Origin of the sequence: Cryobacterium sp. Y50, assembly GCF_002929805.1 — a bacterium.
Lineage (GTDB): Bacteria > Actinomycetota > Actinomycetes > Actinomycetales > Microbacteriaceae > Cryobacterium.
This window is the reverse complement of record NZ_PJJM01000092.1, coordinates 45,919-59,452: the sequence shown is the minus strand read 5'-3', so window position 1 is coordinate 59,452 and position 13,534 is coordinate 45,919. Positions and strand designations below refer to the sequence as shown.

The 13,534-nt window shown below is 60.4% G+C and carries 13 protein-coding genes; 1 reads left to right on the top strand and 12 read right to left on the bottom strand.

Annotated features, from left to right (window positions below; genetic code table 11):
- Window positions 1–50: 50 nt before the first annotated feature.
- The 4 genes from CXY73_RS11300 to CXY73_RS11285 all read right to left on the bottom strand — a co-directional run bounded on the left by CXY73_RS11300 (window position 51) and on the right by CXY73_RS11285 (window position 4,253).
- Window positions 51–1,070, bottom strand: coding sequence for a sugar phosphate isomerase/epimerase (locus CXY73_RS11300; protein WP_104177787.1), 1,020 nt, complete (start codon window positions 1,068–1,070; stop codon window positions 51–53).
- A 106-nt stretch (window positions 1,071–1,176) separates the two neighbouring features.
- The gene (locus tag CXY73_RS11295; protein ID WP_104135795.1) at window positions 1,177–1,947 is read right to left on the bottom strand and encodes an ATP-binding cassette domain-containing protein; all 771 of its coding nucleotides are present in this window, start codon (window positions 1,945–1,947) and stop codon (window positions 1,177–1,179) included.
- Complete coding sequence (locus CXY73_RS11290; RefSeq protein ID WP_104135796.1) at window positions 1,944–3,038, bottom strand: ABC transporter permease; 1,095 nt, start codon at window positions 3,036–3,038, stop codon at window positions 1,944–1,946. Before CXY73_RS11290 ends, CXY73_RS11295 begins: the two co-directional genes overlap by 4 nt.
- 162 nt (window positions 3,039–3,200) lie before the next feature.
- A complete protein-coding gene (locus tag CXY73_RS11285; RefSeq protein ID WP_104135797.1) occupies window positions 3,201–4,253 on the bottom strand; it encodes a substrate-binding domain-containing protein in 1,053 nt (350 codons plus the stop codon).
- 276 nt (window positions 4,254–4,529) lie between these two features.
- Between CXY73_RS11285 and CXY73_RS11280 the strand changes: the two genes are divergently transcribed.
- Window positions 4,530–5,555: a LacI family DNA-binding transcriptional regulator gene (locus tag CXY73_RS11280; protein WP_158254108.1), complete on the top strand. Its 1,026-nt coding sequence runs from the start codon at window positions 4,530–4,532 to the stop codon at window positions 5,553–5,555.
- A gap of 9 nt (window positions 5,556–5,564) precedes the next feature.
- On the opposite strand, the gene CXY73_RS11275 is transcribed toward CXY73_RS11280, so the two are convergent.
- The 8 genes from CXY73_RS11275 to CXY73_RS11240 form a co-directional block, all read right to left on the bottom strand.
- Window positions 5,565–6,008, bottom strand: coding sequence for a flavodoxin domain-containing protein (locus tag CXY73_RS11275; protein ID WP_104135799.1), 444 nt, complete (start codon window positions 6,006–6,008; stop codon window positions 5,565–5,567).
- Window positions 6,009–6,021: 13 nt separating this feature from the next.
- Window positions 6,022–7,308, bottom strand: a complete 1,287-nt coding sequence (locus tag CXY73_RS11270) for an FAD-dependent oxidoreductase (protein WP_104177758.1) — start codon at window positions 7,306–7,308, stop codon at window positions 6,022–6,024.
- Between the two features lie 176 nt (window positions 7,309–7,484).
- On the bottom strand, window positions 7,485–8,228 hold the full coding sequence (locus CXY73_RS11265) for a creatininase family protein (protein ID WP_104135801.1): 744 nt from the start codon (window positions 8,226–8,228) through the stop codon (window positions 7,485–7,487).
- Window positions 8,225–9,199 carry an aldo/keto reductase gene (locus tag CXY73_RS11260; RefSeq protein ID WP_104135802.1) on the bottom strand — a complete coding sequence of 325 codons (975 nt, stop codon included), beginning with the start codon at window positions 9,197–9,199 and terminating at the stop codon, window positions 8,225–8,227. Before CXY73_RS11260 ends, CXY73_RS11265 begins: the two co-directional genes overlap by 4 nt.
- A gap of 5 nt (window positions 9,200–9,204) precedes the next feature.
- A complete protein-coding gene (locus CXY73_RS11255; RefSeq protein WP_104177757.1) occupies window positions 9,205–10,587 on the bottom strand; it encodes a cytochrome P450 in 1,383 nt (460 codons plus the stop codon).
- Between the two features lie 40 nt (window positions 10,588–10,627).
- On the bottom strand, window positions 10,628–11,452 hold the full coding sequence (locus CXY73_RS11250; protein ID WP_104177756.1) for an SDR family NAD(P)-dependent oxidoreductase: 825 nt from the start codon (window positions 11,450–11,452) through the stop codon (window positions 10,628–10,630).
- Window positions 11,453–11,568: 116 nt separating this feature from the next.
- Window positions 11,569–12,432: a sugar phosphate isomerase/epimerase gene (locus tag CXY73_RS11245; RefSeq protein ID WP_104177755.1), complete on the bottom strand. Its 864-nt coding sequence runs from the start codon at window positions 12,430–12,432 to the stop codon at window positions 11,569–11,571.
- Window positions 12,433–12,462: 30 nt separating this feature from the next.
- The gene (locus CXY73_RS11240) at window positions 12,463–13,488 is read right to left on the bottom strand and encodes a Gfo/Idh/MocA family protein (RefSeq protein ID WP_104135838.1); all 1,026 of its coding nucleotides are present in this window, start codon (window positions 13,486–13,488) and stop codon (window positions 12,463–12,465) included.
- Window positions 13,489–13,534 lie beyond the last annotated feature (46 nt).

The window sequence follows — 13,534 nt, the reverse complement described above, 5'->3', positions numbered from 1 at the left end:
GACAGAGCCGACGCCTGTTCCTCGGCACGCGACTCGTATTTTGGCGACCACTACCGTGTCCCGCGCTCCTCTGCAACCGGCACCCCGGCGAGGGCGACGCTCAACGTACCGACCGCGACGCGAAGCCCTTCGAGCCGGCCCAGGGACGCGTCCTCGTGCTCGATGGCGAGGTCGGTCTCGGGTGCAACCCGGGCGAGCGTCGCGACGAAACGATTCCAAAAATCCTGGTCGTGTCCGAGGCCAACGGCCACGAAATCCCACGCTGAGTCTTTTGGCCATTCACACAGCGTGTATTTGCCGCCGAGAGACAGCGGATGCTCCGCTGCGGGTACCCGACGAAACCGGTCGTCGAGCACACCGTGAATACTGACCGCCTCATTGATTCGAATGTCTTTGGCGGCAGCACAGTAGACCAGCTCACCGAGGTATTCCATGGCCTTGATCGGATCGATCTGTTGCCAGAACAAGTGTGAGGGGTCCATTTCGGCCCCCACGTGGGTCGCATCGATGGCATCGACCAAGCGCATGAGTGTCGAGGGGTTGAACACGACGTTCTGTGGGTGCATTTCGATGGCTACCTTCACGTCGTGCGCTGCGGCGAACTCGTTGACGCGGCGCCAATAGGGAATCACCACGTCGTGCCACTGATAGTCGAGGGTGTCCATATCAACGCTGTTCCACGGGTTGACCGCCCAGGCTGGGCGCAGTCCCCCGTCGTGCGCCGCTGGCAGCCCCGACATCGTGATCACGCGTTTCACTCCGAGTCGGTGCGCCACCGAGATGGAGGTGAAGACATCCTGCCCCTGAACCAGGCCGACCTCAGGATCGGGATGGAGGGGGTTTCCGTTGCAGTTCAGAGCGGTGAGCTTGATGTTTCGTTCGGCGAACAAGCCGAGATAGTTGTCTCGGGCGCTGTCACTGGACATGACAGCATCGATTGGTAGATGCCGCGACGGGAGAAATCCGCCGGAGTTGATCTCAGCACCGTTCAAGCCGAGTTCAACCAGGGCATCGAGCGCCTCCGGCAGTTCGCGGTCGTGCAGGATTGCTGTGTATACGCCGAGTTTCATGTTCATCTCCAGGAGTGATAGTTCGAAGTAGGTCTGAAATCTGTTGCCGCACAACTGACAAAGGCCCCGACGTTTCCGCAGGGGCCGCTGTCAGCAAATTCTTTTCCTAGAACGATCCTTCACGGAATCGCGCCAGACCCACTGCGCCCTCGACAACGGCGGCGGTCAGTTCCTCGACGCTCGTGTCTTCGCGACGGGCGTCCAAGATCTTCTTGCCGTGGTTCATCACGATGTGACGGTCACACACCTGGAATGCGTGGTGCAGGTTGTGGGTGACGAGCACGGAGCTCACCCCTTCGCCCTTCAGCTGGGTCAGGTAGCCCAGCAGCGCCTCGGTGGCACGAACGGCCAGAGCCGAGGTGGGCTCATCGAGAATGAGCAGACTGCGCTTGAAGTGCACCGCACGGGCAATGGCGACGGCCTGCGCCTGACCTCCCGAGAGTGAACTCACCAGCTGCTTGGGGCTCTTGATTCCCTCGATGGTGACGACGCTGTCGAGAACTTCGGCAGCAACGGCATCCATTTCTTTCATCTTCATGAAGCCGAACCGGTTGGTGACTTCACGGCCCATGAAGATATTGCGGGTAATCGTCATCTGGGGAACGAGGGCGGAATCCTGAAAGATGGTTTCCACGCCCAACTTCTCGGTGACGTTTCGGTTCATTTTTTCGATCTTCTGGCCGTCCCAGAAGAAATCGCCGACGGTCGAATCCACGACGCCCGACATGATCTTGACCAGGGTGGACTTTCCAGCACCGTTATCACCGAGCAGGCCGACAACTTCGCCCTTGCCAATTTCAAACGACACGTCCTTGAGTACCGTATTGGGACCGTATTTCTTGGATACGCCCTCGATTCGAAGCAGTGCCTCGCTCATCGCGCTTTCCCTTCCATGAGCTTGTTGAAGATCGCCGCGATAACGATGGTGACGCCGACGAACAGGGTGATGTAAAAGCCAGGTGCCTTGGCGAGCAGAAGTCCGTTACGGATGAGTTCGATCAGCGCAGCACCAACGATAATGCCGATAACACTGCCGCGCCCACCCGTCAGCGATGTGCCACCGACGACTGCGGCGGCGATCGCAAAGAGCGTGAAGTCTTCGGTGGCGGTACCACCGGGCTGAATCGACGAGGTGCGCACGGCAATCAGGATGGCTGCGAAGCCGACCAGCCCGCCAAAAATGGCGAACGACATGAGCTTGACGCGTTTGGTCTTGATCGAGATGGCCTCGGCCGCGGCCGGGTTGCCACCAACGGCGAAGATGTGGTTGCCGAGTTTGTGGCGGTGCATGAAGAACCAGGCCAGAACACCGATGATCAGCAGCCACACCAGCTGGGACCGGAACGAACCGAAGTTGTGTGCGAACAGGTACTCCATGGTGCCTTCGCGCGAGGTCGTCAACGCGGCGGGTGAGGTGCCGTTGATGAAGATGCCGGCACCCATCCAGAAGAAGCTCATGCCCAGCGTGGCGATGAAGGAAGGGATCTTCGTGTAGACAACGATAATGCCGTTGACGAGCGCTACGGCGACACCCGTGGCAATGCCAGCAGCAATGCCGAGCCACAGTCCGGCGGCTTCCGAGGTCTTAATGAACACGATGGCGCTGAGCGTGATGTTCGCGCCCAGCGAGAGGTCGAATTCTCCGGCAATCATCAGGATGCCAGCGGCGAGCCCGAGGATAGCCAGCACTGGCACACTCTGCGAGATCACACCCGATAAGTTGTTCGGGTTGAGAAAGGCGAAGCCGGTCGGGGAGATCAGGCTTGCGGTGACATATCCCGCAAGGAGCACGATCAAAACGATGCTGATTTCGAGTGCGCCACGACCGCGAATGAACTGCAGGTTGTAGTTCATCCGGCCGAAAAGCGAATCTGGCTCACCGGACGGCTTGCGCTTGAGCGAGATAGCCTCGGTCGGAAGCGGCACTTCGAGGATGGGGCCTCTACGGCCGGGGGTTTTGTCTGACATGGCTTCTTTCCTTTGAGCACACGAGATGAAGGTGCCGGGAAGTTTTTGAGGTGTGGGGTGGAACCAGGGCCGATCGACGAGCTGACGATCGGCCCTGGCCTCTGTGATTGAACTACAACCGCGTGGAGCTACTGACTAATGCCAGCCATGCCGCGCCACTAACTACCAGCGGATGCCCTGAAGGTCCTTAGCTTCGATGTTGTCGACGTTATCCGTGGTGATCAGACCGGTACCACCGGAGTTGATGTTCGCCGGCGAGAAACCGAAGTCCAGCGAGAGGACACCCTGCATGGTGGACTGGAAGCCCTGAACGTAGCCCTGCTGGTCAGCCGTTGCGAGGATGACGCCATCCTTCAAACCCTGAACGATCTGGGGAGCGGTATCAAAGCCAATGATCGACACATCGGAGAGACCGGCTGCTTCAAGAGCGGCGGGCAGGTTACGGTGCGGGGTGCCACCGACGGGGATAACAGCCTTAACATCGGGGTTTGCAACGAGCCAGGAGGTCAGCGCGTCGAGAGCACCGGCATCGTCGCCACCCACTCGAAGCCACTGCTCCTGCGGAAGAACGCCTATGCCAGCCGCGTCGAGAACGTCGAAGGCTCCGCCACCACGCTGCAGTGCGTAGGGCTGGTCGGGCTCTTCAGCCGTGATGAGCACCTTGTCACCGGTCGAGACCTTGCCGGAGTCGAGGAGCGCCTGGCCGACGATGCCGCCGACTTCATAGAAGTCCTGGCCGACAAAGCCGGAGACGCATTCACCGGCAGTATCGGGTGCTGGAACATTGTACGAGATGACGGTGATTCCGGCATCGTGTGCCTGGCAGGCAACGTCAACCCAGGCTTCGCCCTCGTTGAAGGGCATGAAAATCACCGCCGGGTCAGTGGCGATTGCGGTCTGAACCAGGGTCACCATGGTGGCGGGGTCGGCGTCAGCCGTCTGGTGGGTGAGGTTGAGGTTACCGAGCTTGGCGGCATCCTCTGCACCGGCAAGGATCTGTGCCCAGAAGGCGTCTGATGCCGGGTTGTAATAGGTGATGAAGTACGCGTCGCGGTTTTCGCCGCGGGCTCCGAATCCGGACTCGAGGCCGGAAGCGCTGGAGTCGGCCGCTTTTGTTTCAGTTCCACTTGCGGTACAGGCTGCCAAGCCGAGCATTGCCGTGCTCGCGATAGCCACGGCGACCAGGCCGCGCTTGGTGTTGAGAGTGAGTTTCACGTCGTTGTGTCCCTTTCAAAAGAACGGATTGTGAGTTGTGCGCTCCTGCCGGGGGAAGGGCAGCTGCACTGCAAATGACTGGCGGTAGCGGGGGACCGAGTGACGACAGATTCTTTGTTAGGACATTCTTACGTCATAAACTCGAGCGGCACAAGTCCTGAAATTATCGAGTTGGGCATCCGTTATCAAACGGTGACAAATGGAGCGGTGATTTGTGCAGACACGCGGCGTAGCGACCGGGACGTTACGATGACCTTTGCGTCGAAAGGAACCACAGTGACCGACCAATCATCGCCGACCGCAGGTCTGCGCCCGGCGACCATGGCCGATGTCGCGCAGCGGGTCGGAGTGTCTCGCCAGCTCGTAGGGCTCGTGTTTCGAAATGCCACGGGAGTCGGTGCCGATACCCGGGAAAGAATCCTGGAAGCCGCTCGGATTCTTGGCTACAGTCCAAACACGGCGGCCCGCGCCTTGCGCGCCGGTTCGACCAAATACATCGGGGTCATCTTCGATCCCGCTCACTCGGCCCCGGTCGAGATCATCGAATGGCTCTACGCCGTCGCTCACGAATCCGGCTACCGGCTTGTGGTCAGTGCGCTCACGCCGATTAGGGACGAAAGCGAGGCGATAACCGAGATCGTCGGCCATCGATGTGAGGCGCTCATCCTGATTGCCCCGCGTTCCTCACCGGAGCTACTGCGCCGCGCCGCCGGACAGATTCCCATTGTGGTCATCGGCCGGGGCATCCCCGACTGTGACTTCGACCTCGTCCGTTCGCAGGGCGACAGCGGAATCGAATCCGCCGTTATGCACTTGGCCGGCCTCGGCCATACCGAAATCGTGTACGTGCACGGCGTCGACATGCTTGACGGCACGCTGCGGCTCTCCGGCTACCGTGCGGCCGTGCAGCGACTCGCCCTCACCGAGCAGATTCTCGAAGTTCGGGGCGACTACACCGAAGAATGCGGGGCTAGCGCCGCACGCATCCTCCTTGCCGGCGCGGTGCTCCCGACCGCCATTGTCTGCAGTAACGACCAAGCCGCCCTCGGCCTCAGTTACACCCTTGCGGCCGCCGGCGTGCGCATTCCAGCTGATGTCTCGATCACGGGATTTGATGACAACCGCGTCGCCCGGTTGTCGTTCATGAACCTCACGACGGTGCGTCAAGACCCCCGAGAGGTCGGCGCGGCTGCCATGGCCGCGGCCATTACTCGAATCACCGACACGGGTGCCGCAGGCTCGCAAGTCTTCACGAGTGCCCGGCTCGTCGTCCGCGGCAGCACGGCCGTGCCGTCTCGGTAGCCCGCGCGGTTACACCAGCACAAGTAGTTCGCGAGCCCATTCGACCGCGCCGTCATTCGGAAGTGATCCGTCGCAGGCGTCATGACGACCGTATACTCCTACCCGTTTCGCCCCGAGTTCGGTGAGTCGGCGGTCAATGATTTCGCTGCCTTGACTGTAGGTCTCATACGTGCTGTTGCCGAGACCGAACATGGCGTAGCGGATACCCGACAAATTCGGCCGCTCGCTGTTGAGCGCTTCGAACAGGGGCGTCGCCCCGCCTGGGAGTTCTCCGTCGCCGTGCGTGGAGCACACGACGAGGTAGAAATTTTCGGCATCGAAATCGGCGACGTCGAAATCTGACATGTCGTAGACGGAGACCTCCCGCTCTCCCTCCAGCTCGGCGGCCAGGTCTTCGGCGACCAATTCGGCATTGCCGGATTCGGTTCCGTACAAGATGACAGTTGTGCTCATGAGCGTTCCTATGTTAAAGGTCGTGCGGGCGAGGGCGATGCGGGCAGTTCAGAGTCGGGAGGTTCAGTCCGGAAAACCCGGGCTTTCCCGGGAAAAATTCGCCAGCGTCGGCAGCTGCACCGATGACATCAGCCACCATCTTCGCGTCAGTGCGGTTGGCAGGAATGGTGCCCTGCGGCCCGCGACGGAGCCAACCGACGCAAAACAACCCCGGTCCGAGGCGTCCGATATCGAGGTCGCTATCGTGCGATTCGTGGGCCTGGCGACGCACTGGGGCATCTTCTGCTTCGAAGAAGCCAATGGCGGTCAACACTGAGTCGACGGCGAGCCGGAACGAGGACTGGATACCATCGGCACTGCGAAAGATAAGGGCCTCAACGGTGTCGTCGCCTTCGATCCGCTCCGGCACCCAACCAAAATGAAATCGTACCGTGCGGTCAGAGCCCGCGGCAGCATCCGTATTTTGAGCGCCGTCAACGGCCGATGCGGCCGATGCGGCCGCGAGCAGGTTAAGAAGCGCGTCACATTTAGCCGAGTCCCGAGGCTCCGTGTCGGCGTCGTGGAGTTCACTGGGATCGGCCAGAAAACGCACGTTGGGAATTCTCGCCAACTCGCGGATCATCGCAGGATCGAATTTTGCTCGTGAGAGGCTGGATCGTCCCACGATGTCGATGTGCCGCACCGGCCCGGCAGCGATGGCATTGACGACTTCATCGGCCACGCCATGGCCACGAAGTTCCTCCGGCGACATCAGGAACATTCGGAGCAGGTCAACGGCCACATTGCCCTGCCCGACGATCGCGATACGCGAGCCGAATACCACACCGTTGGCACTCTCGTCGGGGTGACCATTGATCAGGCGGGTGACTCGTCCCGAACCGTATATTCCAGCCAGAGCCGCACCGGTGACGTCGGCGCCGGCCGGTAGAGTCGTGGCCCGGGGAACGTTGCTGGTGGCACCGGGGATTTCGAGGGCTCGGTCGGCAGAGAGGCCGGTCGCGAGCACGGTAACGTCAAAGGCTTCACGCAGCTGGTCCACCGTGATGTGCCGACCGATTTCGGTCCCGCCGACAAAGCGCACCCCACTCTGCTCAAACAGGCGGTCGAACTGCCGGGCCACCGCTTTCGTGCCGGTGTGATCGGGCGCCACGCCGTAACGCACGAGTCCGTAGGGAAGATCCAAACGATCGAAGATCACGATTTCGGAAGTCGGCCAGCGCTTGCGCAGGAAATGCGCGACGTAACAACCCGACGGTCCACTGCCGACGATGGCGATGGAGTGCGTCGCGGGGGCAAACACGGCTAACTCCCCGTTAACGGTCGAGAGTTCACTCCTGTGCATACGTGCTGCCCCTTGCAGTGTTCGTAGGCTAAATAGAACTTTGTCAGGTCAACATAGCATGATTTACTAGCACGTGCTAGTGTTTGATGAAATCGCCGGTACAGAGCCGACGCGAATCGTGACAGTTGCACCCATCAAGCCGTGAGCTTGAGAACTTGACCACTGAGCCACCCGACCAGAAACTCGCGCAGAAGACCGCTGCTGGATAGATCCAGACGTCGCGGGTCCGGGCCAAAAATTCCCCACAACGGATGGGCGGAGTCATGCCGGTGCCGACCCTGATCGTCACCGGCCGGGTCAACTGCCGGATGCATGTCTGCGGGCGGCAGTCGGTCGAGGTGTACTAAATCGGGCCAGAACGAGTGCAGCAGAGTGGTTTCGAACACCCCGGCATGGTCGGGAGCGAGAGGCGCCTCGGTACACCGGTTGACACCGGTAGCCAAAACCCGCATGGTGTGAGTTCCCTGCGTGTTCCACTCGGCTGCCAGCCCGTCGATGAGATCGAGCTGTTCGTCGGGAAAATGACCGGTGAACAGAACAGTTTTCCGCACACCGAAATCAGACAATCGTTGCAGGGTGTGGTGCACGTTTGATCGGATTGCTGTAGCTGTTGGCATCATGATCGTCCACGGGTAGGCGGAATGCCCTCCTCCCGTGCCTTGGTACAGCGGAGGGAGGACCAGACCACCAGTCCGTTGAGCAGCGTCAATACACAGCCCGTGGGCCGTTAGAGCGTCCAGACCGACCGGCAGATGCGAACCATGAAATTCAATCGTCCCCAGCGGTAAATACACGATGGACGCAGCAGCCAAAGCTGCGTCAAGTTCGGCGGGCGAGAGGTACTCGACTTGAACTTGTCGAAGTTTTGCATCTCTCATTTGTAGTAGTTTCTGGGCCAGTTGTGCTCCGCAAGCTGGTCGAGCAGTTCCGGGGGGAACGCCTGGCCATCGGAGTACGAGGCGTTGCGCTCGACGTTTTTCTGCGTGCTCATGCCCGCGATCACGGTCGAGACGTCGGGTGAACTCAGGGTGTATCGCATGGCAGCCTCCGCCAGGGTGAGGTAATACGGCGCGCAGATCGCTTTCAACGCTTCGACGCGTTTCAAAGTTTCGGTGAACCGTTCACCGCGAAACATCTGGTGCTGCTGCGAGCCGACCTCCCACGAGTCATAGGTTGAGGGAGTCCACGCACCGCTGAGGGAGCCCGAGTCGAAGGCGACCCGGTCAATGAACGCGGTCTTCGTTCGCGCTCCTGCCCGAAATAAATTGGTCACTGGACGTTGTTCGAATAAGTTGAAAATGACCTGGATGGAGTCAACTAGTCCGAGATTCGCAAGATTCACTCCTTCATCGGGGCGGTAGTCGCGAATGGAAACCCCGATTTTGTCTATCTTGCCCTCAACCCGCAGGGCATTGAGGGTTTCCAGCCAATCCAGGTTGTTCAGTCCGTCGGTGACCCAGCAATGCAGTTGAAGGAGATCAAGCCGTTCAACGCCAAGCCGGGTCAACGCGAGCTCGACGCCGTTGCGCAGATGCCACTCGGGGTAGCGGCCACGCATCTTGGGGTTGTCTTCGTCGGCGTTCGGCCAGCGAGTTGGCTGAATTTTGGTGGCAACGTAGATGCGGTCCCCGTCCCAGCGGCGAAGAGATTCGCCGATCACTTCTTCGCTGTGGCCAGCTCCATAGAACTCAGCGGTGTCGACAAAGTTGATGCCAAGGGTGTACGCGGCCAGAAGGGTCGCAATCGACTCTTCATCGTCGACCTGGCCCCATTGGCCGCCGAGCTGCCATGCGCCGAAGGAGATCTCGCTAACATCCCATCCTGTTCTACCAAAAGAGCGATATTGCATGGGGTTTACCGTCCAATTCCTAGAGTGAAGTGCTGATGGACGACGCCGCTGCCGGGCGCGGCGAATTCGACAGGGAGAGCGGAGAATCCGCGCACCAACTGCTTCACCCAGCGTTCAGGGGAGCCGACAATGCGAATATCAGGTCCGGCCAGCAGCTCCTCGACCATGATTTTTGCTGCCATGCGAGCGAACGGCGCGCCCATACAAGCGTGAATACCTTCACCGAACGACATGATGCGGTTCTTCGGCGTGAACTCCCGACTGATGTCGAAAACGTCCGGATCTGGATACACGCGTTCGTCCCGGTTCGCTGACCCCTGCAAAAACATCACTCGGGAATCGGCCGGAATCGTGACCCCGGCGATCACGATCTGCTCCGTGGTTTGTCGCGACACATTTTGTCCCGGCGTTTCGTAACGTAAGGTCTCCTCAACAAACGCTGTGATCAACTCTGGGTGAGAGCGCAAATGTCCTTGCAGGCGCGGAAATTTATCCAAGACATAAACCAGGTTGGTGAGCAGGGCTGCCGGGGCATCGCTGGCGGCAGAGAGGATGAGATGGGCTAAACCGTCCTGCTCAGCTTCAAGTACTTTCCCCTTCTGGGAGGCCAGCAAAATCTGGGTGTACGCATCGGAGCCAGTTGTCTCGGCGCCAGCCGCGATTGCGTCACGACGTTGGGCGAAACGACGCGCTAGAAGCTCTTCGGTTTCGCCATTCGCTACCGCCGCGTCAACCGGGATGCCGTACTTGCCCACCGTTCGTTCCATCGCCCGCCACAGGTGTTCCACGAACGCGGTGTTGTCCTCTGCCGGTGAGCCGAGCAAGGAGATACCCATACCAATGGACATGGGCAGGGCGAAATCGGTGGCAAAATCGCCACCACCCTTGGCCTGCATGTCGGCGAGAAGGCTCTGCGTGAACGCACGAATGCCGTCTTCTTTGGCCAAGATTTCGCGGGCTGCAAAGGTACGGCGAATGGCCGCCCGCAAGTTCGTGTGGCGGGGAGGGTCTTCGGCGACGAGCATTCCGGCCCCATAGGAGTCGTGTGTTCCATCGATATCGTTCCCGAGACCGTTGACCAGCTGGACATTGTTGGCCAAGCCGGCACGAACGTCGTCGTATCGGGAGACAACATAGATTTCCCGGTCCCGATTGAAATACACGGGGGCGGCATCCCGCAGCCGCTTGTAGGTGTCGTAGGGGTAGTCATACACCGCGTAGGACAACGGGTCGTAATCCACCGTGAAATCCAACGGCCCAACACCGCCTTGTTTAGTGACCGTCTCTGTTTCCAGCGACCTGGCCGGATCATCAATTGCTTCAGAAAGACTGAGTTCGAGATGCGAACAGCCGGGCCTGGCGACTCGTAGCTGCGGATTTTCTGTCATGGCGCTCCTTCGCGACAATGTTGGGTGACGGCGTGATCAATCACACTTGGGTGAGAGGAACGCTGCGGTTGGCCAGCGAACCGTAGTCGGGGGGGCGTGGAGTCCCACTCGAAGCCGTCGTGCCGCCGTCGACGGGCAGTATGACACCCGTGATATAGGCGGCGTCGGGACTTGCCAGAAACAAGGCGGCCCTGGCGATGTCATTCGGTGTCGCGGGTCGTTCCAGTGCCAGACGGTCGCGCAGCGCTGACCAGAAAACCGAGTCATCCAGTCGTTCCTGCGTCTGCTGAGTCGATGTGAAAGCCGGCGCAATGGCGTTGACTCGCACACCGTCACGACCCAGATCGAGTGCCAGGCTTTGCACAAAGGCATTGACAGCTCCTTTCGTTGCGTTGTAGCCCACCTGTCGCCAGTCACCACCCATGCCGGCGATTGACGAGATCGCTGTGAACGACCCACGGGACTTGCGCAGCGCCGGTACAGCGGCTCGAGCCAGGTGGATCATTCCGTCAATGTTGATCGACCGCATTCGCTCCCACGATTCATTCGTGAGTTCGTCAATGGTTCCAGGCTCACACAGGCCGGCGTTGGCAATAACGGTATCCAGTCCGCCCCAGATCTCCGTGGCGGCGCGCACTGCCATTTCGACATCGGCGCGTACCGCCATGTCGCCCTCGATGATCAGGGAACAGTCGGAGGGGAAGTCCTTCACCGTCTCGCGGAGCGCCTCCGCGCGGCGACCCGCAACAGGTACTCGTGCGCCCTGTTCGAGAAATGCCCGCGCAATCGCGCGTCCAATCCCCGACCCCGCGCCGGTGACCAGAAGACGAGTTTCGTCATAGGGATACCTGGCCCACGCGATCATAATGCATCCGTTTTAAGATAGAGATTCATTTGGTAAAGCAATGGTTTCACCAGCGCGCGTGAAGGACATTTGCCATTCATGACTTCCTCGGATTCCCTTTAAACCGGCGCATGCATCTAGGCGATCGAATCCGTCATCACTTCGCGCTGGTAGATAGCGGTCGCGGCGGCGGTTTCGTCCTCGGCGAAGACACTTGAGACCATGACCGTGTCTGCACGGTCGAGGAATCCAATTTCCTTCAGTCCACCGAAGAATTCGCTCCAGTTCACGTCGCCGTCGCCGATTTTCAGGTGTTGGTGCACCCGCACGGCATTGCCGGGCGGATTGGTGATGTAGCGCAGGCCGTGCGACGCCGTGTGATCCATGGTGTCGGAGACATGCACCAGGCCGAGCTTGTCGCCGGCGGCGCGCATGATTTCGAGTGGGCTATTGCCGTAGTGAAACGTGTGCGAGGCCACGTAGACAAACCCGAAGTTTTTCGAGTTGATGCCGCGAATCACGCGCAGCGCGGCAAGGCCGTCTTCGACGAAATCATCGGGATGCGGATCGATCAGTACCCGGATCCCTTCCTTCTCGATCGTCGGAACGAGCTCCTCCATCGAGCGATAGAAGGCCCGCTCCGACTGTTCCGCCAGTTCAGGCCGACCGTTGAACTCGGTGTTCATTGTGTCGACCCCGAGTTCGACCGTGATCTCGATGGCGCGTTTCCAGTAACGCACCGCCGCTTCCCTGGCATCTTCGTCGGGACCCGACCACCGCAAGACCGGCAGAACGGATGCCACGCCCACTCCGACATCCGTGCACGCCTTTTTGAACGCCTGAACAAGGTCGTCGTCCGCCTTCGGATGGTTGAAGAACGGGATGAAGTCAGCGTGCGGCGTCAGCTGCAGCCACTCATAGCCGAGGTCAGCCGCGAGACGGGGAAACTCCAGCAGGGAGTGCGAGTGGTGGAACGGGGTGGGGTCGAGTGCGATCTTCACGGTGGCCTTTCGAAAACGGGTAGGTGAAGGCTAGTTGTAGAAGGCGGGTCGCTCGACGTACACAACGTCGACCAGTTCGCTCGTAGTCAGGGCTGTCACGCCGGCCGCGCAGGCTGCGGAGGCGAGGTAGCCGTCCCAGGCGCTCGGTCCGTCGATCTCGCCGCGTTTGGTGGCGTTTACCCAGCGCTGGATCTGGTTGTCGTAGGCGGCGGCGAACCGGGTTTTGAAGCTCGCGTTCTCGACTCCACCGTAACGGCCGTCCTGCCACAGGGTCATTCCGGCGGTGCGGCCGATCTCGGCGATTCCCTTTTGGAAGACGGCCTCGGTCTTTACTTGGTAGCCGAATTGCACGCTGACGTTCATCTCGACATTGGCCAGCACACCGCTCTCCGTGTACAGCAGCACGAAGATTGGTTCGTTGAGGTGATCGGGCGAGAGCGTGTTGCGCTTGCCGTGCTTGACCTCGATCGCGACAATCGGCGAGTCGGTGAGAAAGCGCACCACGTCGATCTCATGCACGACGGAGTCTTCGATGAGCATGCTGTTGGTGTAAGAGTCGGGCACCATCCCGTTGCGGTGAGCGCAGTTGAGAGCCAGCAGCTCCCCCGCCGTGCCGGCGACGATCAAGTCGCGCAGCTCAATGTACTCCGCGTCGAACCGACGCATGAAGCCCACCTGGATCAGCTTGTGACCAACTACAGCACCGGCCGCCTGCTCCGCTTCGAGGATGCGCAGTGATGCCTCCGGAGTTGGCGTCAGCGGCTTCTCGCACAGAATCGGGATGCCCGCCGCGAGGGCGGGAAAAAGGACCGGCTCGTGAAACTGGCCCGGGGTGGCGATCAGTACGGCATCGACGACACCGGCAGCGAGGGCGTCTTCCAGCTTTGTGAAGTGCATAGCACCGGGAGCGTGCGCGAGGGCGGCCTGAGCTCGACTCTCATCGGGTTCGACGATAACGCTGACGCGAGCGCCGGCGATACGCTCGGTGATGCGGATGACGTGGTCGGCCCCCATAAGGCCGGCACCGACGACGGCAATTTTCAGATCAGGCATGATTTTTCCTTCGAAACGTTTGGGTGGGCATAGAACGGATACTGCGGGG